Annotated in this window: 17 protein-coding genes; 7 read left to right on the top strand and 10 right to left on the bottom strand. The window is 51.3% G+C overall.

Annotation, left to right across the window (positions count from 1 at the left end; translation table 11 throughout):
* Positions 1-140: 140 nt before the first annotated feature.
* The 6 genes from C173_RS32035 to C173_RS32005 all read right to left on the bottom strand — a co-directional run bounded on the left by C173_RS32035 (position 141) and on the right by C173_RS32005 (position 14,308).
* On the bottom strand, positions 141-1,118 hold the full coding sequence (locus C173_RS32035) for a hypothetical protein (protein WP_036733274.1): 978 nt from the start codon (positions 1,116-1,118) through the stop codon (positions 141-143).
* Positions 1,119-1,129: 11 nt separating this feature from the next.
* The gene (locus C173_RS35280) at positions 1,130-5,194 is read right to left on the bottom strand and encodes a hypothetical protein (RefSeq protein WP_063830971.1); all 4,065 of its coding nucleotides are present in this window, start codon (positions 5,192-5,194) and stop codon (positions 1,130-1,132) included.
* 159 nt (positions 5,195-5,353) lie between these two features.
* A complete protein-coding gene (locus C173_RS32020) occupies positions 5,354-6,151 on the bottom strand; it encodes a DUF1906 domain-containing protein (RefSeq protein WP_036733271.1) in 798 nt (265 codons plus the stop codon).
* A gap of 25 nt (positions 6,152-6,176) precedes the next feature.
* Positions 6,177-6,443, bottom strand: coding sequence for a hypothetical protein (locus C173_RS32015; protein WP_036700963.1), 267 nt, complete (start codon positions 6,441-6,443; stop codon positions 6,177-6,179).
* Positions 6,444-6,552: 109 nt separating this feature from the next.
* Positions 6,553-13,812 (bottom strand): HYR domain-containing protein, encoded by a 7,260-nt coding sequence (locus tag C173_RS32010; RefSeq protein WP_036733267.1) that lies wholly within the window; start codon positions 13,810-13,812, stop codon positions 6,553-6,555.
* 91 nt (positions 13,813-13,903) lie between these two features.
* Positions 13,904-14,308 (bottom strand): hypothetical protein, encoded by a 405-nt coding sequence (locus C173_RS32005; RefSeq protein ID WP_036733264.1) that lies wholly within the window; start codon positions 14,306-14,308, stop codon positions 13,904-13,906.
* 257 nt (positions 14,309-14,565) lie between these two features.
* On the opposite strand from C173_RS32005, the gene C173_RS32000 reads away from it, so the two are divergent.
* The 4 genes from C173_RS32000 (at position 14,566) to cysC (ending at position 16,594) form a co-directional block, all read left to right on the top strand.
* Positions 14,566-14,925, top strand: a complete 360-nt coding sequence (locus C173_RS32000) for a sigma-70 family RNA polymerase sigma factor (protein WP_036733261.1) — start codon at positions 14,566-14,568, stop codon at positions 14,923-14,925.
* A 29-nt stretch (positions 14,926-14,954) separates the two neighbouring features.
* Positions 14,955-15,083 (top strand): hypothetical protein, encoded by a 129-nt coding sequence (locus C173_RS35275; RefSeq protein WP_235192101.1) that lies wholly within the window; start codon positions 14,955-14,957, stop codon positions 15,081-15,083.
* Positions 15,084-15,267: 184 nt separating this feature from the next.
* The gene (locus tag C173_RS31990) at positions 15,268-16,032 is read left to right on the top strand and encodes a hypothetical protein (protein ID WP_036733255.1); all 765 of its coding nucleotides are present in this window, start codon (positions 15,268-15,270) and stop codon (positions 16,030-16,032) included.
* A gap of 34 nt (positions 16,033-16,066) precedes the next feature.
* Positions 16,067-16,594, top strand: a complete 528-nt coding sequence (gene cysC / locus C173_RS31985) for an adenylyl-sulfate kinase (protein WP_036733252.1) — start codon at positions 16,067-16,069, stop codon at positions 16,592-16,594.
* Positions 16,595-16,665: 71 nt separating this feature from the next.
* Here the strand turns inward: cysC and C173_RS31980 are convergent, their stop codons facing one another.
* Both C173_RS31980 and C173_RS31975 read right to left on the bottom strand, forming a co-directional pair.
* Entirely contained in the window at positions 16,666-17,025 is a 360-nt protein-coding gene (locus C173_RS31980; RefSeq protein WP_155991701.1) for a hypothetical protein, read from the bottom strand.
* 218 nt (positions 17,026-17,243) lie between these two features.
* Positions 17,244-18,158, bottom strand: a complete 915-nt coding sequence (locus C173_RS31975) for a hypothetical protein (RefSeq protein WP_036733246.1) — start codon at positions 18,156-18,158, stop codon at positions 17,244-17,246.
* 139 nt (positions 18,159-18,297) lie between these two features.
* Between C173_RS31975 and C173_RS31970 the strand changes: the two genes are divergently transcribed.
* Positions 18,298-18,828, top strand: coding sequence for a GNAT family N-acetyltransferase (locus C173_RS31970; RefSeq protein ID WP_051478744.1), 531 nt, complete (start codon positions 18,298-18,300; stop codon positions 18,826-18,828).
* A 4-nt stretch (positions 18,829-18,832) separates the two neighbouring features.
* Here C173_RS31970 and C173_RS31965 read toward each other — a convergent pair whose 3' ends face one another.
* Positions 18,833-20,419, bottom strand: a complete 1,587-nt coding sequence (locus C173_RS31965) for a PucR family transcriptional regulator (RefSeq protein ID WP_036733245.1) — start codon at positions 20,417-20,419, stop codon at positions 18,833-18,835.
* Between the two features lie 134 nt (positions 20,420-20,553).
* Between C173_RS31965 and C173_RS31960 the strand changes: the two genes are divergently transcribed.
* Both C173_RS31960 and C173_RS31955 read left to right on the top strand, forming a co-directional pair.
* Positions 20,554-21,339 (top strand): acetoacetate decarboxylase family protein, encoded by a 786-nt coding sequence (locus C173_RS31960; protein ID WP_051478743.1) that lies wholly within the window; start codon positions 20,554-20,556, stop codon positions 21,337-21,339.
* Between the two features lie 13 nt (positions 21,340-21,352).
* Positions 21,353-22,117 (top strand): SDR family NAD(P)-dependent oxidoreductase, encoded by a 765-nt coding sequence (locus C173_RS31955; RefSeq protein WP_036733243.1) that lies wholly within the window; start codon positions 21,353-21,355, stop codon positions 22,115-22,117.
* Positions 22,118-22,264: 147 nt separating this feature from the next.
* Here C173_RS31955 and C173_RS31950 read toward each other — a convergent pair whose 3' ends face one another.
* Positions 22,265-22,882: an HAD family hydrolase gene (locus C173_RS31950; protein ID WP_036733240.1), complete on the bottom strand. Its 618-nt coding sequence runs from the start codon at positions 22,880-22,882 to the stop codon at positions 22,265-22,267.

Genomic DNA, 22,882 nt, shown 5'->3' with positions numbered 1-22,882 from the left:
CCCAAAAAGCCATATTTTAATACTCTTTCATAATGGCTTGTACGATCCTCCCCTTCCAGAATCGCTCTTGCATCCTCCTGGCCCGGAAATAGGACTTCCAGTATTCCTTTATCCAACATCTGCTTATCCTCCGTTATGCATTATTGAAACAGCTCTTCCCCATATTGATTCAAGAAATAATCCGGATAATTTTTACGATAGAAGCTATCAATTTGCACAAGCAGAGGATCTTTCTCCGGATATGGCTCTGGCTCCTGAAACACCATTTGCGCCTCAGGTGTATTCATCAGCAGCTCTTCAAAATGCTGTGGAACCGGTAGCCCCTTCTTCTTCCTAACATGCAGCAGAAACAAGATTTCATAGGGATAGAATCCATACCGGTAGTCACCAAATTCGATAGTTTTCCCCAGTTCGGAGGCCAGCTCGGAATGATAATTGATCATTTGTCCTATCAAAGCAGTTATTTCTTCTTCTACGGGAGTTGACCAGCTTTTCAGTACTTCATCGTAAATTCCCAGATCATCCGGTATCAGATCGTGTGGGGCCTCCCGTTCTATAAGTTCTTCTTCTACAGCTATAAACACATCTTCATTGGTATCCATAATCAATTGATTTCTATACAGCAAATAAAGCTCTAATAGAAACCAGGTGTGCCTGTTTAAATTATTAGCTGAAATGGAGCTATCTCCTATATGTTCTGCTATAAAGTTAAACAAGATATGCTCCTCTTGTTCCCAACCGAACATTGTAAAGTGTATTAAGCATGAAATGATATCCTTAAAACTGTAAGTTACCATCATATTTGGATAACGAATTTTATATATATCTCGCGACAGACACTGATAAAATAAAGCAATTTGTAGTTGCTTTAAACTATCTATTGAATGACTTCCATCGATTAATATATCCTTCTTCCACAATAAATGGTAATGCGCAAAAATCGAACCAATCCTAACTAGTAGAATATGATCTTTCTCTCTTTCATTAGTTTTAATGATTTGTTCAATTCCATCTTTCAATCCATTGTATTTAACTATACTTTTTTCATAAATATCCCTATCTTCAAAATTTTTAACATATTTCTTATACGCCAACTCTGCCTTTTTTTGATTAAACATGATTTCCTCCCCTACTGTTTGTTCCAAACTTTTATTTTCAATTCATCTACACCAAAACCCATTGAGGTTCTCTTAATATCTGTTTCAACTCTAATAAACTCAAATTTCAATTCAGGATTTTCTTCAATTAATTGCTCAAATTTCTCAAGAAAACCATCATACCTGGTGCCCCCATGTAGCATCTGCTCAAAATACTCTTTGCCGCCTGATAGTTGAGCTTTAGAATATGAAAAGCTTCCCATTTCTGATGCTTTAGATTCAATCATTGTCAATTTTGGTGGTGGACCTTGGGATAAAAATGTTCCATCAATTCCGTTCCTACCTTTTTGAAACATTGATGAAATATCCTTACCTAGGTTATTTTCTTTGGCAACAATCCTCGCAACCTCTTCGCCAAAGTCTCCCTTGTCATGATTGAAATCTTTATAGGCAATTTTTCTTTCGTATTCTTTTGCAACCCTAAGGTCAAATTTATCGCTAATTTCTCCAACAGTATCAAGTTTGTTTGCTAGTTTGCTCTTTTTACGAACAGCTCTTTTTAGCCGGGCTTTGTTTCCATCCGCAAACTGAGCAATTTCCTCCAGATCTTTAGCATCAAATTTTTTAAGTTTAGTACTCTCATATTTAGTAAGGGTAATTGGTTTCTTTCGACTACGTTTAAGCTCTTTTAATTGCTTTTCATCTACTTCTAATATCGTCCCATCAGCCAACAGCACCCAAGGATTAACCTCGCCATACAGACGAATATGCTTGCCCTTGCGCACCAGCTTAAACTTCTTGAACTTGAACTTTTGCAGAATCCGGTCCAGCAGGCCCCGGAGATTTTTGGCCCCCTTCATGAGCCCCTTTTGCAGGCTCTTGATCACGATTTTACCATTACGTATGATCATGCTGCCGCTCCTGGAGGCCAGCTTGGCTCCGGATTTCAGCAGGCTCTTGATGCCTTTGGCTCCTGCGCCTACAACGTTCTTCACCCCGCTGGCTGCCGCTCCGACGCCCTTCTTGACAGTTTGTCCGGCTTTCTTGAGGTTGGCTCCGACAGCTTTGAAGCCACCCGCCATCGCCAGCTCAACCAGTCCCATCGCCAGTGCAGTAGCGAGCGCAATCGCGGCAGGTTCGATCATTTTCTGCCAGCCCTGGCTCAGGTAGGTGCCGATGTAGCCGGCGGCTTGCGCTAAGGCTTGCGCAATAGAAACAATTGCCTGAGCCTGCATCGCAACAGTGATAATATTAATAATAGGGGGAATAAGAACAGTAATGGCACCGCCACTGATGACAAAAGCTGCGCCAACAGCAACCAATGCTCCCGCTATACCCGCAAGCAGCTGTAATCCATGGGCCTTCATCCATTTTATTACAAATGATTTAATTTGGTCAAACAACATTTTCGCATTGCCTGCGCGCAGCTTCGCACCGTCTGCGATTTTGCCGCCAAGGCTCTGATTGGCTGCTCCGGTGTCGAATTCCGCCATAATGCTGTCCATTGTAGCCGGGTCGCGGCTGCCGGATATCTCCTTCGTTTCTCCATCCTTCAGGTTCGCCTCCTGCACCAGTGCAGGGTCCATTTCACCCTGCTCCACCGATTCCATCTCAATATCTTCGGCGGACAGCTTCTCATCCGCTGCCGGTCCTGCACCCTCTGTCTGCTCTGCAGCTCCGCCTTCTGCGGCTCCTGCCCCCATAGGCTTCGAGATATCTACTCCGAGCAGATACTCCCACATCTTCCCTTCCAGATGGCTGAATGAACGCTTCGCAGCCTTCCCGAGCGCCCCTATACGGACGAGCACATCCAGGAAAGTCGCAATCAGCAGATTGCCGAGTGTTGAGATTAGCTTGGAATAGAAGTTCTGCACTGCTGCCAGCGCCTGATCCACTTTAGCGGCCAGGAAGTCCATCACCTGAGTGACCTTGGTCTTGAGCTTCTGGGCCAGCTGGTTGACCGCTTTAATGGCTTTATTGACAACTCCGTCAATCTTGCTGCATAGCTTGGCTGCAATGCCGGGGAACTTGGCAAATACAACGGAGACCAGCTTTTTAAGCAGCACACCCAGGCCCTTGATCAGGGTTGTAATCAGCTTGCGGCCCAGTTCAATGATACCCAGTACAGCCTGCTTTGCTTTGTCAAAAATAAACTTAACCGCTTTGCGGAGACCCTCAAAAATGAAGTTAACTGCTTTCTTAACGACTTCGACCACAGCTTCCAGCTTATCCTTCACCCAGCCGAGGAAGCCGCCCTTCTTCTCTTCCTTGGCCTTCTCCTGTTCATGCTTGCCGTCTGCTTCCTTCTTCGCTTTACTGTAGGCCTGCGTCGCTTCCCGTTCCGCTTCGGACTGCTTCTTCTGGGCTTCCCGCTCTTTGTCGGTGCGGACGCTGTTGATCTCCTGCTTCTTCTGCTGGGCGGCTGATCCGGCCTGCTTGGTATAGTCCGTCTCGGCAGCATCCAGCTCCTTTTTCCACTCGCCCTGCAATTGGGTGACTTCTGCTTTGGCTCCAGCCTGCTGGCTGATCTGCTTGTTCTTCGCCTCGGTCTCGGCCTGCCGGATTTGCGCCTGGCTGTCGGCTTTGGAGCCCAGCACTTTACTGTCAAATTTCGCTTGTTCCTTCTTATATTCCGCCTGCTTGGCGCCGAGCTGCTTCTTCATCTCTGGAGCCAAGCTGCGGTTCAGTCCTGCTGTCATTTCTGCAGGCAGTGCCAGTGCGGGCAGTTTTTTGGCCCCAGGTGCCTGCCCGCCTTTCAGCCCTGCAGCAGCCTTCACCACGGTGCCATCCGGCTCGGGATAGATCTCATTCTCCCCGAACGGCTGCTTGATCTGGCCCATCTCCGCCTGCTTGGCTGCGCTCACCTGCTGGGAGGCCTCATGATGAAAACCCTCCATCTGGGAGGGATCTGCCTCCCCGGTCATACTGATTCCCGGCGGCTGGGCGGCTGCGGATCGGATTTCGCTGAGCATCGCCTCCGGATTGCCCCCGGAACCGGATGAACTAATGTTCATTTTATCCAGCTTGCCTGCACTAACAGCCCCGCCGGTACGCTCGCTTTTGAAGCCTTCCTTCACAGTGTGCTTCAGTGCTGCCGGTTTCTTCCGGGCCTGCAAGACCTTCCCTTTCAAGCCGGTCGGTACAGGAACAGCAGGCAGCCCTTGTTTGGTCTTCTGCGCCTGCTTCGTGAAGGCACCGGAGGATACATTCACCGCCTGGGCATAGGCATCCCCCAGCTCTGTAGGCTGAACCTGTGTCAGCTGATCCAGAATCTGCCCAGGATCTTCACCGCTGATCTTCACCGCCTTGCCCTCCGCCGGCTTCTCCTTCCCATCTCCCGCCAAGGCACCTAGTGCTGCTCCGAGCGATGGCTCCTTCGCTGCTTTCTTCGGTGCATCAGCGCCTTTGGAGGCGGCGGACTTCTTGGCTGGCTCCGGCGCATCCCCTCCCTGAGCTGCTGCGGGCTCCTCCGCCTTCCCGGCATGTACCGGTCCCGCAGACGGCTCTTCCCGGGCCTCTTCTGCAGCCGGAGCAGCGGAATCTGGTTCCGCCGCTACAGCGGCCTCCACTCTCCCCTTTGAAGGTCCGGATGCTGCCGTCTTCTTGACAGTCCCTGGGCCGGAAGAACTGCCCCCTCCGACAGGCTTAGTTTGTGTAACAGATGCAGCAGCGCTTGCTGCCTGCCCCTCGGGCTCCTCCTTGCTCTGCATCTTGGCTTCAGCCGGAGCGCTGGCTTGCTCTGCTTCTGCTTGCACCGGTTCCGGTGAATCCGTATGCTCTTCCATCTGGGCTTCTGCGGCCGCGCTCTTACTTGGTCCAGCCGCCTGGGTTCCATGATCTGCCTGCTCTTTCTTCTTCCCATCCTCCTTCAGACTCGATAACAATTGAACCACGGCCCGGTTGCCGAGTGTGCGCTGGAGCGCCAGCTTGTCTTCACGGCTTAAGGAAGCCGGATTCTGGCGGACACGCCGGATAATCTCTACCGGGTCCGGTTGTTTCGCGGCTGCCGGATGAATGAATACCTGCGGATTGCTGTATGGTTTATGGCCGCCGGATGCTTTATCTTTCTCCTTACTTACGGTTGCTTGGGTCTGCAATGGAGTCCCCCCTCTGTAAAAAATCGTTCCTATAGATAAAGTAAAATCCATAGCGATTTTTACAGCCGGAGTTATAAATAAATCCATTTATTCAATTAATTATGTATATTCTCATGTCAAAAAGGCCGCCCTAAGGCAGCCTGTAATCCTTCTTGCGGATTAACGGTTATTCGGGTCTGCCGCTTGGCCCGAGGCTTTGCGCAGCTCATTCGCCAAACGGTGAAATTCTTTTCCAGACTCTGCATTACCTGCAGCCATATACGCCGCTTGAAGAAAAGCAATGATCTTGCCCGCATCCTCTTTCTTCATCATATAGTCTTTTCCCTCCCCGTTTACATTGCCTGGTGCAGGAACCGCAGCAGATTGTATGCTCCACCAGCCCGCCTCTCCACTCGACTGATTGAGGTCCACATTCACCCCGTGAACCGGCTGACCCAATCCCTTGGGGCCGTTGTCGTATTGATAAATGTGGATACCCTCCGCTTTTCGGCCTTTACTCCAGGCATACGTCTGCCAAAAGCCGGTGCAGGCCTTAGCGGCCATTGCAGCTTCAATAACGGTCACGCTCCCGTAGACACCCGACTGGTAATTCCGGGCGGCTTCTCCTGCTGCCGTAATATACTCTATCACCGTATCCATCTGTTTTGCAGAGGCATCGAAATCAACGGCGAAGTAGATCCGGCTCCCGGCAGGTTGTCCAACCGCAAGGGCCGTCTGTGCGGCAATCGCCCCGTCTGTCAGACCGGCTGCACGGCCTCCCAGCGCACGGCTGGCGGTCGTTTCATACACAGAGACAATTTGCAGCCCCGCAGCGCTGATGGCAACCGCCTCCGCCTGGGTTAACCTTTTCCAGCCGGAGGGCACGAGGTAACGGCATACGAATTCGTAACCATCCTCCTTGAATTTCTTTGCCAGTGTACGTGTTAGCGGTGCTGCGCAATCAAAGCCTTTGGCCATTCCCCCATCTCCTTCTTCCTGTCTGCTACCCGATTAATATTTTCATCAAAAGTCCCGCTGCGGCAATACACATCCCCACGCTGCTAATGATCGTGCCCACCAGCCAGCGCTGATTCTCCCCTTGCCTGAGCTTCAATCTGGACAGCTCATCCCGCATCTCATCCATCCGTAAATGCGCCGATTTGCTGCTCTGCATGGCCTCAAGCGCAATATCCCTTGCACTGTTCATGATGTCAAGCTTGGTCTCTACCCGGGTCAACCGTTGAAGGATTTCATTCATGTCGTCTGGCATATCGTACCCCCGCTAATGGAGCTGGTTGATCTCCCGTTAATGAATAGCTCCAAGCTGCAGCCACTGATCCGGCAACAGCCTGGAAGCCGTGCAATGCTTACTTAGCCGCTTACGGTTCCATCCCTGCAATCAGATTGCCGGAGGAGTAGGCCGTAATTTTGCTGGTATCTGTAAAGCCCGTTGCCTGTCCATTGAAGGAATAATCATTGGTCTGATAATAATTTGAGAAATCCGATTTCCAGAATCTGCACTGAATTTCTACAGTTTCTCCCGGCTTCAGACTTCCGGCACCATTGGTGAAGCCGATTTCCAGATAATAATCACTGCCGGTTTTGCCTGCTGTCTTCTGGAAGCTTCCCGTAACATAGGACTGAATCACCCTGGTATTCGAGCCTGATACTCTGGCATAATCCGTATAGAAGCTCTGGAATCTCTCTCCATCGACGGTGTAGTAATATCTGAGCTTGATGCTGGAGAGCTGCAAGGTAGACTTACTGGTATTCTCAAAGGATATTCGCGGAAAAATCGTATTCGTCACGCTGCTTCTGCTCGCATTATACGATTGAACCTTGAACGTCTGAGTAACGGTTACATTCTGCACCGCCGTCGATACATTACCGTTAACATCCGTGGCCGTCCAGGTGACCACTGTTATTCCTAACGGGAAGCCGTCAGCCGGAGCATCATTCTTCAGCACAACTCCGAAGATGTCGCTCGCTGTCGCTTGGCCCAGGTTCACAAGCGTCTTGGTTCCGGTTGCCGGAGCAGCAACATCTGCCGGAGCTTTCAGCACAGGCTTCGTCGTATCCACCACCGTAATCTTCTGCACGCCTGTGCTGACATTGCCATTCGCATCTGTAGCCGTCCAAGTCACCTCAGTGGTTCCCAGCGCGTAGTTCTCAGGCGCATTGCTGGTTATTGTGACTTTGAAAATATCTGTCCCTGTTGCTACGCCGATCTCCACCGGAGTTTTCAGGGCTGATGCTTCTACCGTCTTGTCAGCCGGAAGCTTCAACACCGGCTTCGTCGTATCCACCACCGTAATCTTCTGCACACCAGTGCTGACATTGCCGTTCGCATCCGTAGCGGTCCAAGTGACATCTGTGGTTCCCAGCCCATAGCTCTCAGGCGCATTACTGGTTATTATGACTTTGAAAATATCTGTCCCCGTTGCTACGCCGATCTCCACCGGAGTTTTCAGCGCCGTTGCTTCCACCGTCTTGTCAGCCGGAAGCTTCAACACCGGCTTCGTGGTATCCACCACCGTAATCTTCTGCACGCCAGTGCTGACATTGCCGTTCGCATCCGTAGCGGTCCAAGTGACCTCAGTGGTTCCTAGCGCATAGCTCTCAGGGACGTTGCTGGTTATTGTTACTTTGAAAATATCCGTCCCCGTGGCCACGCCGATCTCTACCGGAGTTTTCAGCGCCGTTGCTTCCACCGTCTTGTCAGCCGGAAGCTTCAACACCGGCTTCGTGGTATCCACCACCGTAATCTTCTGCACGCCTGTGCTGACATTGCCGTTCGCATCTGTAGCCATCCAAGTCACCTCAGTGGTTCCTAGCGCATAGCTCTCAGGCGCATTACTGGTTATTGTGACTTTGAAAATATCTGTCCCTGTGGCCACGCCGATCTCCACCGGAGTTTTCAGCGCCGTTGCTTCCACCGTCTTGTCAGCCGGAAGCTTCAACACCGGCTTCGTGGTATCCACCACCGTAATCTTCTGCACGCCAGTGCTGACATTGCCGTTCGCATCCGTAGCGGTCCAAGTCACCTCAGTGGTTCCTAGCGCATAGCTCTCAGGCGCATTACTGGTTATTGTGACTTTGAAAATATCTGTCCCTGTGGCCACGCCGATCTCCACCGGGGTTTTCAGCGCCGTTGCTTCCACCGTCTTGTCAGCCGGAAGCTTCAACACCGGCTTCGTGGTATCCACCACCGTAATCTTCTGCACGCCAGTGCTGACATTACCATTCGCATCTGTAGCCGTCCAAGTCACCTCAGTGGTTCCTAGCGCATAGCTCTCAGGCGCATTACTGGTTATTGTGACTTTGAAAATATCTATCCCTGTTGCCACGCCGATCTCCACCGGCGTCTTTAGGGCTGATGCTTCTAGAGTAATATCAGCCGGAAGCTTAAGAGCAGGTTTGGCCGTATCGACAATCGTCACCTTCACGATGCCCACTGCGGAATTTCCGCTGCTATCTATAGCTGTCCATTTTACAATCGTAGTACCGATAGGGAAATTTGCAGTTAGGGTCTTCTCAGAAGTGATCGCGCCATGCTCTCCCGGAGCATCTGTGGTTAGAGTGACCGGGAAGAAATCCAGCGCCGCTGGCACTTCCAGTTCTACCGGGGTTTCCAGAGCCGTTGCTTCCTTGGTCAGCTGCAGCGGTCCTTCGAATTTCAGCAAGGGCTGTGTCGTATCCACTACGGTAATCCGCTGTACCCCGGTAACCTCGTTACCATTGATATCTTTGGCCTTCCAGGTAACTGTCGTTGTTCCCAGCGGATAAGCATCCCGAGCATCCGATGTTACCGTCACCTTGAAAATATCCGTGGCCGCTGCTTGACCGATCTGCACCGGAGTCTCTACAGCTGTTGCTTCTACCGTCAGATCTTCCGGTACAGTTAGTGTCGGCTTCGTCGTATCCACGACCTTAATCTTCTGCACCTTCGTAGTCACGTTGCCGTTCGCATCGGTTGCCGTCCAGACCACTTCTGTTACGCCCAACGGGTACGCTTCCGGGGCATTATTCTTCACCGTCACCTTGAAAATATCCGAGGCCGCTGCCACGCCGATCTCCACCGGAGTCTCTACCGCTGTTGCTTCTACTGTCAGACCTTCCGGTACAGTAAGCGCCGGCTTCGTCGTATCCACGACCTTAATCTTCTGCACCTTCGTAGTCACGTTGCCGTTCGCATCGGTAGCCGTCCAGATCACTTCTGTTACCCCAAGCGGATAAGCTTCCGGGGCATTGTTCTTCACCGTCACCTTGAAGATATCCGTAGCCGTGGCCACGCCAATCTCCACTGGAGTCTCTACAGCTGTCGCTTCTACCGTCAGATCCTCTGGCACAGTTACTATTGGCTTCGTGGTGTCCACAACCTTAATCTTCTGCACCTTCGTAGTCACGTTGCCGTTCGCATCAGTTGCCGTCCAGATCACTTCTGTTACGCCCAGCGCATAAGCTTCCGGGGCATTATTCTTCTCTGTTACCTTGAAAATATCTGTAGCCCTTGCCACTCCGATCTCCACTGGAGTCTCAACAGCTGTTGCTTCTACCGTCAGATCCTCTGGCACAGTTACTATCGGCTTCGTGGTGTCCACAACCTTAATCTTCTGCACCTTCGTTGTCACGTTGCCGTTCGCATCGGTTGCCGTCCAGATCACTTCTGTTACGCCCAGCGCATATGCTTCTGGGGCATTATTCTTCACCGTCACCTTGAAAATATCCGTGGCAGACGCTTGACCGATCTCCACCGGAGTCTCTACCGCCGCCGCTTCTACCATCAGATCTTCCGGTACAGTAAGCACAGGCTTCGTGGTGTCCAAGATAGTAACCTTTTGCTTGCGCGTGGATACGTTGCCGTTCACATCCTTCGCTGTCCAGGTGACTTCAGTCACGCCAAGCGGATAGGAAGCCGGAGCATTGCTGCTCACTGCGGCAATCCCGAAGATATCGGTGACCGCAGGCACCGGCAGCTTAATCTGCATCGTCTGTCCCGTGGCTTCGGCAATGTAATCCGGAATTTCAGCGATGGCTGGTGCAGTGGTATCTGTTACCGTAATCGTCTGCGTTCCGGTACTGAAATTGCCGTTCGCATCAGTCGCCTTCCAGGTGACAATGGTCTTGCCGAGCGGGTAGCTGGCCGGAGCATTGCTGACCACTGTGACCGGGAACAGATCCGTAGCCGTAGCCTTGCCGATTTGAACCGGAGTATTCACAGCGGTAGCCTCCACACTGATATCCTGCGGAACCGTCAGGATGGGCAGCGTGGTATCTACTACGGTCACCTTTTGCTTGCCGGTGGTTACCAGACCGTTGGCATCCTTAGCCGTCCAGATTACCTCAGTAATGCCTACTGCATAATTCTCGGGAGCATTGCTGGTTACAGTGACCGGGAAAATATCCGTGGCTGTGGCCTCTCCAGTCATTACTGGAGTTCTAATCCCCGTAGCCTCAACCTTAACATCTGCCGGGATAGACAGCTTAGGCGCAGTCGTATCCACAACCGTCACCTTCTGCTTCGCCATTGCTACATTTCCGCTTGGATCACTGGCCATCCAGGTAACCAGTGTGGTGCCGACCGGGAAATCAACCGGAGCATCGTTAATGATCCCGGTCTCGAACAGATCGAAGACTACCGGCTCGCCCAGAGCAACCTTGGATCTGACCGCCGTGGCTTCTACGGTAAGATCCTCAGGCGCTGTAATGACTGGTTTGGTCGTATCTACGATCTTGACCTCTTGCGTTCCCTTAGTTGCATTGCCATGCTCGTCCGTTATTGTCCATGTTACTTTGGTGGTTCCAAGCGGGAATTCCGCCGGAGCATCATTCTTGACTGTCACGGCAAAAATTTCTGTAACCACCGGCTGGCCGATGTCTACCTTTGTGTTTGCTCCCGTAGCTTCTGCCGTTATACCCCCTGGCAGTGTGACCAGCGGCTTCGTCGTGTCTACGATCTTCACCGTCTGTGTTGTCTTGGTGGTGTTGCCGTTCTCATCTGTAGCCGTCCAGGTAACGACTGTTGTCCCGAAGATGAAGCGTTCCGGGGCGTTGTTGGTTACAGTAACACTGAAAATATCCTTGGCAGACGCTTCCCCCAGCTCCACTGGAGTCTTAATGCCGGTTGCCTCTGCGGTAATGTCTCCAGGCACTGTTAACTGTGGAGGCGTTGTATCTGTAACTGTAATCTTCTGCACTTTCTCGGTGACATTTCCATGCTCATCTGTGGCGGTCCAGGTAACCTTGGTCACGCCCACCGGATAATCCGCCGGGGCATCCTTAGTTAGAAGCACATCGAACAGATCGCTGGCTTCGGCTTGTCCAATATTCACCTTCGTCCGTCTAGCCGTAGCTTCTACGGTAATATCCTTCGGTATTGTCAGTACAGGCTTGGTGGTATCCGTAACATGTATCGTCTGATCTGCTGTAGAGATATTGCCATTCTCATCCTTGGCCGTCCAGCTCACCTTGGTTATGCCCACCGGGTAATCCTCAGGGGCATTATTCGTAATATTCACCTTAAAAATATCTGTGGCCGTGGCCTTCCCCGGATCTACCGCAGTTCTTCGGCCTACAGCTTCCTTCGTAATGTCGGCTGGTACCGCCAGTACCGGCTTAGTTCTGTCTACTACGGTGACCTTCTGTGTTGCTGTAGTCACATTGCTGTTGGCATCGGTCGCTGTCCAGGTGACGGTAGTCGGACCAATGGGGAATTCCTTCGGCGCGTCATTCACCACAATGACCGGGAAAATATCCGTAGCCGACGCTCCAGTGACCACAAGCGGCGTCTTAACCGCTGTAGCTTCCACAACCATATCTCCCTGCACGGTTAGTACCGGCTTTGTCGTGTCTTTTACAGTAATTCTCTGCACCTGTGAGGAGGTGAGTCCTACCGGGTCCACCGCTGTCCATTTCACGGTAGTTGTCCCGATCGGATAGTCTGCAGGTGCATCATTCGTCAGGAGAACATCCGGGACCGAGATATCCTGAACGGAGGCTTGTCCAATATCGGCAGGGGTACGGACCGCCTTCGCTTCCATTGTAATATTCGCCGGAACAGTAATGACCGGGATCGTCTTGTCAATCTTCAATTCAGTCTTCTGTGCAGCCGTCAGATTGCCCGCATGGTCTACGGCCCAGAACTCCAGAGGAATAATTCCCTCCACCGGGACGTCAAAAGCAGCCGTGCTGCCTGCCACAATCTGTTCTTCGCCGTCCGCTCCGAGTCTATAATGAATCTCCTTCACTCCGGAGTGGGCATCTGATGCGGTAAGAGAGACCGTAACATCCGTGCTGTTCCAGCCCTTCTCATTCGCTTCCGGACTTAGAATACTGGCGATAAGCGGACCACTCTTGTCAATTTGCACTACTACCGTGCGGGGAGCTTCAGCATTCCCGGTTCTGTCCACTGCCCAGTAGCTGACGGTAGTCGCTCCTTCCTGTTCCAGCTCCAGCGCCGCGCTTGGGCCGGCAGTTCTCACGGTATCGCTCCCGCCCAGCTTGTAATAGATCGCTTCCACACCGGAATATGGATCTTCAGCGGTAAAATGCAGCGCAACCTTCCCCCGGCTCCAGCTGCCGGATTCGGCACCTGTTACAGCTACTTCTGTAACCGGAGCGCTTTTATCAATATGGATGGGACCGAAGGTTGCGATGGAATAATGGTTCTTATCCTCATCACTGGTAGCCGCACTGTCAACAGCCTTGCCCGTTGCCGTCTGGCCTGCTCCTTCAGCAGTGAATTTCTGATCCGGGGTCAGGGATTTGATCGCTGACAACGTATCCTCTGCCGTATAATGTACCGTCACGGAATGACTGGTCCAGGTCCCGGCAATGTAAGGAGCACCGTTATCCGTTACCGCCGTTGCCTTGATGGAAGGCGGCGTCGTATCGATCAGGTTAGAGCCTACGGCACCGACCTCTACCTTGAAGGTAACCGGCTGAAGACCGGGAACGGTAGCTTTTACCTCCATGGTCTTAATGACCCCGGTTCCCTTCGAATAGACCTGATAGCCTTCTCCTATATATCCTGTGTAGTTGTTAGCCGCAGATGCATATCCGTTCGCATCCGACACAACTGTAATTCCAGTACTATTAAGCCCGCGCATGACCGCAGTAATTGTACTGTCCTCCGAGACGGTGAACGTGACGGGAATACCTGGCAGCGGATTACCCGCCGGATCCTTGACAGCCACCACCTGCGGAAGCATGAAGCCGCGCCCCCCTGGAATCACCCCCGAGGCCTGCGACAACCGGATCTGCTGCAGCAGCGGCGACACCGGGCTCATCGACCCCTCGACATTACTTACAGCCATCAGGTTCATCTGATAGACTCCGTGGTTCAGTATTACTCCCAGGGTAGGGTCTATCTCATACACCGATTGATAGACAGAGCCATAGACCGAATTCTTAACCGTTGCCGCCTGATGAAGCTGTGGTATTGGCGGCTCATCCTCGTATACTGCCGCGGAGACAGTGTCCGCCTCAGGGCCCGGAAGAATGTTGTGGACTATTTTCCCCGACCCGAATACAGCGCCTGGCGCCAGCATCAGAATTAGAAGCGAGAGACACAGCCATCTGCTGATTAGGCCCAACCGTCCTTGCTGCACAAGCTTGCATTTCCTTTTTGAATGTTTCATCATACATCCCCTAACTTTTTAGTAATAAGCATAGTGATCATGGTGAAGCCTGGACCTCCTTTACTAATCAAAGGGAAACCCGGATGGGTTTTTACAACTGCTTATTCCGGTTCACACAAACTTCGATTTTCGTCTCGAGCCATGCTTCGAGGTCGCCGATCACAAGACTCAGCTCCTTCCGTGCCGTTTCTCCCAGGATCGCTATCGCCTTCTCTTTAGCCAGCAGAAAAGATTTCCTCATCGCCTCCGTGTCGAAACTGCCTTGTTGCTTGAGCGTCTCCACGAACGTCTGATTGACGGCAATTACGGCGGATTCAACAGCATCCCCCGCCCGCTGAAGCAGGCTGTTCACTGCCTCATTCTCGATTCTCTGCTCAAGCCCGGCAATTTCCCGCTTGATATAAGCAATTACAGACCTCGCCAGCAGCCCCAGCAGCGGAATAATCAGCACGGTCATCAGGGTGCTCATCATCTCAGGTGTTACATAGTCACTCATCGCCATCGCCTCCTAAATGGGAATTTCGACAATCTATTGTCTTGTATTCTCGTAATACTAGGTAATCCAGAAATAATTATTACAACTTTCGCAAGAAAAATAGTATTCTTGTAAATTTTTGTTTTTGTCAGTTGTGGAATCTATGGAATATTTTACTTGTTACATGAGAGGATCAGCGATTGGTTAGGTCAGGCCTGGGGGAACAGGCTCCGCTGGACCTGGAATGAAGGTACTACTGAACATGGGGAGGAAAATTCATGGTTACCTGTGATGACGAATTAGTTGAAACCTGCAGGAAATTATTAAAACGCTCAGCATGGAGAATCCAGTACAAGACTCGCATTCAGCTGATACGGGAAAGTAATCCGCTCTACGATAATGAATGCTACGACAACAGCTTTGAAAGTATGGTCGTTTCTGAGCTGTTCGTCGATGAGCTTCTGGATATGCTACCATGGGCAAAATGCAGGTATATTATCAAAAGAACAGTCATAGAAGGAATGGCCGAACAAGAAGTAGCAGCCGAGCTGCAAATGACTCAACAGGGGGTTAGCAAATGGAAACGCAAGGGACTGGAAGTCCTGAAGGAAAATCTTATCCATTCATCGAGACCGTAAAAAAAGCACAAAGCGGAGATAAAGCGTCCATGGAGGATATCCTAAGCCTGTTCTCGGTGGACATCGAATATTTATCCCGGTTCATTATGCTGCCGCGGGAAGAAGCCATTCAGACCTTAAAGATTGAACTCATAAATATTGTTTATCAGGATTTATAAATTCAGCAGGAGCACCCCTTGAACATACATATACTTCAGCAATAGCTAAACCAAGTGATTATTCAATGCAGATAGATTCCCTTACTTTTTATGTACAATGTCTAGTCAGCAATAGTCAGAGCTTCATATGATAAATAGAGAAGTATGACTAGCAGCTATTCAAGAGAGAGGAAAACTGGAGAGTATGAATACATTCGATCCTTCGAGTGAATATCCTATAGTATTTTTGAACTCGGTCCCCAAGAGCGGTACTCATCTGATGAAGCAGATCTTAGAAGGCATTCCGGGGATGACGCAGAACCCTTATGAATTCTATGAAGGCTATCCGGAAGACTCCGGCCTCCACTATCAGCGGCTGCAGCTCGTCCGTAGCGGACATTTCACAGCAGGGCATGTGTACTATTCACCCCGGTGGTCAGGCATGCTTCGGGAGCTGAAGATCAAGCCGTTATTTCTTAACCGTGACTTAAGAGATATCGTCATCTCGTATACGTATTTCATAACAGACAAATACCCTAATCATCCGCTGCGCCCCTATCTTCTCTCTCTACCGGACCGGAATCAGCAATTTCTGGCTTTAATCCAGGGAATACCAGAGCTCCATTACCCGAGTATAGCCGCGTGGTATGGACAATTCGCCGGATGGAGCGGGGAAGCAGACTGTTTGCAGATCGCTTTTGAACACTTGGTAGACAGCCACAGCTCACGCCGCCGGACCATGGAGCAGCTGATTTGTTATCTCTGGGCTGACAAGCCGCTGCCATTACCGATGCACACAATCCTTGACGCCATGGAGCAGAACATTAATCCTAAGGCCTCCTATACCTTCCGCACCGGCACAACCGGGAACTGGCGGACCGAGTTCAATGAAGAGGTGAAGACTTGCTTCAAAGAGGTGGCGGGCCACCTGCTCTTCCCGGCAGGCTATGAGACAGATTACAACTGGTAACCTAATCGTTTGAAATGGAAGGTGGTGCTGCACATTGCATACAGGGGTAACACTGTGGTTCACCGGCCTGTCCGGCTCTGGAAAAACCACGCTCTGCCGCTGCCTGAATCAGAGATTGCAGCATATGAATGTGAGGACCGAACTGCTCGACGGTGATGTCTTGAGGAATCAACTGTTCCAGGGGTTAGGCTTCTCCAAAGAAGACCGGTCTCTGAATGTAAGAACCGCAGCTTATCTGGCGCAGTTCCTGACCCGGAATGATATCGTCGTCCTGGCTTCCTTCATCTCCCCTTACCGGGACATGAGGGCGCAAATAAGGCAGAGCATCCAGCCTTTCGTAGAAATCTACGTCAAATGCTCCTTCGAGGAATGTGCAAGAAGGGATGTCAAAGGCTTATACCGCAAAGCGCTTTCCGGAGAGATTCCGCATTTTACCGGCCTGACTGCCCCCTATGAGGAACCTCTCCAGCCCGAGCTTATTGTGGATACCGAGCTTCATAGCGAGGATCAATCCACGGAGCTCATTCTTGCCTACTTGATAGAGCATGGTTATATCTATTAATTCCATTGGTTGTTACATGAAGAACCCCCTATCCTTGGTTAAGGACAGAGGGTTCTTCATGTATAGCTGGCTTACACCTTGAACAGAATAACAATCTCAGTAAGCAGAATCAGTCCAGCCGCTGACACGCCTAGCGAATTAATAATGGTCAGCGCATCCGGGTAGTTCTCCTTACGGAACTGGGAGCAGAGTGACACCGTCCATAACACGCTGAAAAAAAGTCCGGTGCTTCCGCAGCCCCTCTCGTTCAGAAGCCGCCTTCTGCGCCGAAAGAATCTGCCGAGCCCGGCAAAGGTAAGCACCATATAAAGGATAAGCTCAGCGGATGAAATCACAATCACCTCACCTGCAGATAAGAGATGCATCAATGCATACTGAAGGCTAAAACCGATAAAGACAAGCATGTTAAAGGAAATCTTATGGGTACTCAAGCCGTCTTCCTCCCTTTGCGTATAAATGAACACGATCATTAGATAACGCTTACATTATAATTGTAATCGTTTTCCTTTTCTGTGATTTATGACGCTTTCGGCCTATAGGAAGATATGCCTTGCGGGTCTTCCCGCCCCCAATATGCACGCAAAAGAACCGGGCTGCTTCGAGAATAGCCCGGTTTCTTCGCTGTATTACACTCATCCCTACTTCAGACTCATAAAGCATTCAGATAATCAATAACAGCCTGCGTCCGCTTATCCCCGTTCTTCTCTACAAGCAGCAGGAAATCATCCAGCTGAGTCAGCAGTCTGCTGCCCTCGATTCTCTCGGGGCCTGCCTCCGACAGTGTATTCTCATAAGCGATGGCTGCCTTTTCAAGAATGACCTGTGTCTTCTTGTCGAACAGCGGTGTCTTGGTTGTGCCGTTGAACACAATCCGCTTGGCCCGTTCCAGCACTTCTGTCATCGCTGCAGCACGGTTAGAGGTCTTATACGTCTGCACAAAATCCTCGTATTGCACAGCCCGCTCTATGATCTGGTACCAGTCCACCATCAACCTTTCGCCTGCCGCCATCGGCTGCTCCGACTCTGTCGCCATTAAGTCAATATAGACCTGCAGATCCTTACTGACATAAGGTTTGTAAACTTTGAAGCTCTTATAAGGAAGGCCGGGCATGAATCCGCCATCCTGCACCAGCTTGTAGCCCATCCCCTCCAGGTCTTGGAGGACCACACGGACCTCGGCCTGTCTCACCTTGGAGCGTGCGAGCGCCATTGGCATCCCGGTCGTATAGATGTTCTTGATATTCAGTTGAACGACAGGCGCATTCATACGTTTGGTTGCCGTAGGCAGGTAAGCCTTCAGTGCATTCTCCAGATGCAGCACAGCCAGATTCGCTTCGAGCTGCGTCATCTGGCCGATCCGGTTAACCAGCGTAGCTTGGGCCAGGCCAAGGGACGAAGGCTTTTGCAACCTCTGTTCAAATAAAGCGAAAGCTGTTGTAGGCTTCACCGCCGCTGCCTCGATCTTCTGCGGGAAAGCGCTAAGAACGGTAATTCCGGTGCTAGTCAATAACAGTGCGGAGGCAAGCGCGGCTGCCAGGTTTTTGGTTAATCTCTTCGGCTTCATAGGCACACCCCTTCAATAAATAGACGTAGTGCTTGTATTTTACCATACATTAACAACCGGGTTCACGGTTATAGACAACCCGATTATATGATCGCATAATAAAAGTATGAAATATTGCCCATAAATAGGAGAATCATCAATGAACTTATCCGAACCTTTTACAACGGGCCGTCTGCATTTCCGTCTGCTGAATCAGAACGACACCGATGCCGTCTACAAGCAATTCTCGGACCCGGACATGTGCAGATACTTCAGTGAGCCGCCCTGCGATTATACTGAAGCCATTGAAATCATTGAACATTACGCCCAGCCTGAAGGCAAAGGCCATCACCGCTATGGGATGTTTGACCGGGAGACCGGTTCCTTCATTGGCACCTGCGGATATCATTATTGGGACGCTGAGCGGAAGCAGGTGGAGATCGGTTATGACATCTGGAAGGACTATTGGGGGCAAGGTTATATGTCGGAGGCCCTGCCCGTACTTCTCGACACGTGCTTCACACAGCTTGATGTGGACTCTATCTATATCCTGACTCATCCGCATAACGCTGCTTCGATGGCAACTGTGCGAAAGTTTGGGTTTGAGGTGTGTGAGCCTTGCAGGGAAGTGGAGGAAGAGCCTCAGGTGTGTATGAAGCTAATGCGGGAGAACACAGCTGCTGCCAAATAACAAATCAAGAGCAACAAGGGCTCCCTCCCCCATTGAGCTTTTCCAGATACTCTGTCATTTGATAGGACATATATAGCCTCAGTACCTGATCGATCTGGCGCAAATCAAGCTGAATCAGTTCGTCGATCTGGCGTAAACGGTACCGCAGGGTGTTGCGGTGGACGAATAGTTCGTCGGCGGTTTTTTGCAGCTGCTGGTTGTTCTTCAAATAGCAATAGAGGGTATGATACAAGTCGGCATGATGCTTCTCATCGAATACACGCAGGACCGTAAGCGCCGGATGGGTGACATCCCGGGAATCATGCTGCGCATGCGGGGACAACAGATCATACAGCTGCACATCAGCATACAAGATGCGCGGTTCCGCAGGCCAGACGATCCGCCCGATCTCCAGTGCCTTGAGCGCCTGCAGATAATATTTGCGGCAGTCTGTAAGGTCGGTGAATTCCCGGCTGATCCCCAGACGGATCTGATGGCTGACGAGAAATTCCCGCAAGCTTGGATCATACTCTCTTGACCTGGACGATGCAGTATCACCCTCACTGACCCCCACCATATACTCATGGTAAAAGATCAGCCGCTCCTCCCCGAAATGCAAGTGCAGCTGATCCCTTAAATAACCAGTCTGTTTGCCGGAAGCAGAGGCATCGTACCCCGCAAGCTCCAGCACCAGAATAGACAATCTGCCCTTAGGCAGATGCACTCCGCTCCGCAGGCTCTCCTGAATTAGTTGTGAACCGTTCTCCCCATTCTCCAGCAATTCATAGATCAGCTCTTCATATTCCGCCTGGCTTGAATTCCTGTAAAAGCTGTTCTTAGCCAGCTCCGCCGCCACCAGCCCGGCCGTAAAACCCGCCAGCTCATGATCCCTCCGCTCAATCGGGCGTGTGTCGCCCAGCACAATCACATTCCCGACAGGCTTGCTGCCGATCCTGATCTTAGCGACCAGCTTGGTCACCTGGCTTCCGCTGCATTCCACTTCGTAAGCCTCCAGCGACTCCATGCCGCTCTGCACACTCTTCATCTGATGGACAGCAGCTATGAAATCGTAGGAACAATAGCCTTTGTACAGATTATCGCTCCAGATGGGATCGGTAACCCCGCTATAATCCGAAGCAGCCAGAACCTTATAGCTTACATCGATGATAATAACCGGATTGCCCATCAGCTCCGCCGCAGCACAGACGATTACATCCAGTCCTTTGCCGGCGACACAAGCCTCAAGCATTCTGCCCTTAGCCTGCTCCCGTTCAGCTTCTTCCAGGAACAGCTCCCGGATCTGATTATAGAGCTCGAATACATCTTCCTCCGCCCCGAATTCCATACGGTTCTGTCTGCTATACATCTGCTGCTGGCCCGAAGCTGGCTCCGCAATGTCGTTAATTAACATCAGGCTGGCTTGATCCAACCCTTCTGCGTGGCCCGGTAATCCGGACTGGTAGCCCACATAGATATATTCAGGTGCAAAATGTGTCAGGCTCTTCGTAATCAGCATCGTATCTGAATAGGCTGCCGTTAATGCTTTGTTCCACTGGATATGTACGGCTTGCTGACTAAAATGTCTGCTAATCTGTTCAAAGGTAACACTCATCGCTCTCACACCCCCAGCTTATTATAGTGCGCCGCGCACAAGATTCCCATTTATTTTTATATTTTCCATATATATAATCACTGGAATAGTCATGTTACATTATTCGTGACCCTATAACACAGGAGGAGATTCAGATGAGCAGCTTCGTAAAAGATGTGAATGAGATTACCAAAAGAATCAATACACCTACGACCTTCTATAATGCCGAGACATTAACCGTCTATTGGGAGACCTCTCCCGAAATAATCCGCAGCATTCTGCCCGCCCCGCTTACGCCGGGTCCAAGACCGCTTGTGCACGCTTTTGTTGCTAACTATCCCCGCACCAGCTTCTGCGAGCCTTATCGGGAAGCCGCAGTCTTCGTCCTGGCAGCCTACAACGGGCAACCGGGCACCTACTGCCTGTCCATGCCGATCAGCGATGATATCGCTATGGGCCTGGGGCGTGAGATTTATGGCTTCCCGAAGAAGATGGCCGACATCAGTCTCCAGAAGGAGGATCACCATATAGCAGGCAGCGTATCCCGGCGGGGTACAGAATTCTTCCATGTAGAGGCTGCGCTGAGCGGGAAAATGAATGCCGCAGACGGTGAGAGTATCATCTCCGCACATTACGGTAACGGCCTGCCTGTCTTCAACATGAAGTATTCCAAGTCACCGGATGGCCGCGGATTCGATCTTGGACCGCTGCTGATCCGCCAGACAGCCTCGATGGATGTCAGCGTGCGCACAGCGGCAAAAGTAGAGATTCACCTGCATGACTCTCCGCATGACCCCTGGGCCGAGCTGGAAGTCGTCCGTATGCTGGGCGGCATCTACACGGTCAGCAATACCGTCCTTGAACGCGGTGAGGTCCTGACGGCTGTAGATCCTGAACAGTTCCTTCCCTACTCCAACTTGCGCTGGGATTGGTGGAATTAATGGAGGTGCGCCGGTGAGAAATCCATTTGATTTGAGCGGAAAAGTGACGGTGGTGACGGGCGCAGCCGGGGGAATAGGGGGGGAATTGGCTCAAGCTCTGGCCGGGCAAGGGGCGGATGTTGCCCTGTTGGATGTAAGAGTGGACGAGCTGGAACCGGCGCGGCAACAGATTGAAGCCCATGGACGCCAGGCGCTGCCTCTCCAATGTGACATAACCCGAGGTACGGAGATTGAAGCGGCGGTAGCAAGCATTCTGGAGCATTTCGGACGGATAGATATCCTGGTGAATAATGCCGGAGTTGCATCCACAGGCTCTGTCGAGGAACTGGCGGAAGCGGAATGGGACCGGGTGATGGATACCAATGTGAAGAGTATTTATCTCATGTCCAAAGCTGTGATCCCGGCCATGAAGGAACGCAAGGCGGGCCGCATTATCAACCTTGCTTCCATCTGCGGTGTGAAGGGCAGCAAGCTAGCCGCCCTGCATGCCTATAATGCCTCCAAAGGCGCAGTCGTGAATCTGACCCGCGGCATGGGCGCGACCCTCGCTCCTTACGGAATCACGGTGAATGCGATCGGACCCAGCCTGTTCCCCAGCCGGATGACCCGCGCGCTCTACCAGGACCAATTTCTGGAGCAGTATAATACGCTATGCCCCATGGGCCGGCCCGGCAACCCCGATGAATTGAACGGCGCTGTCCTCTACTTCGCCTCGGATGCTTCCAGCTACACGACAGGCCAGACGCTATATGTGGACGGGGGCTGGACGGCCGTCTGAGCCAACCGTACCACTGGTACGCTATCCCCTGCGTATCCGCCGCATTATCGCCGGAATTGAATAAGGAGTTGTCTTCAAAGCCATGAAATGGCTGTAAGACAACTCCAGCTTTTGCAGGAAGAGATCCACCTTTATCCAAGGGCCGCTTTAGAACAATTCCAGCAGATCGTCCAGCCGGTCGATCACATAATCATAACTGCTCACTTCGCCGAATCCATAACTCGCGTATACAAAAGGAATCCCCGCGAACCCTGCCGCCTTCCTATCCCCTTCGATATCGCCCACATAGACAGGACTCATCAGATGATTGCGGTCCATGACCAGCCTGATGTTCTCTCCCTTAGATAGTCCGGTTCTCCCCAGATTCTCGTAGTCTGTGAAATACTTCTGCAATTGATGATATTCATAAAAAGCCTCGATGTACCCCGCCTGGCAGTTGCTTACGATGAACAGCTTATATTTAGCCGATAATGCCTGAAGCACCTCTTCTACCCGAGCATACAACCTTCCGCCTTGCTGCGACAGAACGAGACACTCCATATCACAACATTCATCCATAATCTTCTGCCGGATCTCCTCATCTGCATCAGGAAACAGTCTTCGGCCAACCTCCGGCACCGGCAGCCCCATAATGCCTTGTAAATTGTCTATCGTTACCTCTTTGGCTGCTCCCTTATAGCTGCTAATCACTTGATTCCATCCACCCACTACGGTCTCCGTCGGGTCCCATAACGTACCGTCCAGATCAAAAATAATACTATCCAT

Origin of the sequence: Paenibacillus sp. FSL R7-277 (assembly GCF_000517965.1) — a bacterium.
GTDB lineage: Bacteria > Bacillota > Bacilli > Paenibacillales > Paenibacillaceae > Paenibacillus_AQ > Paenibacillus_AQ silagei.
Note: the sequence above shows the minus strand (reverse complement) of the source record. Positions and strands in the feature narration are given on the sequence as shown.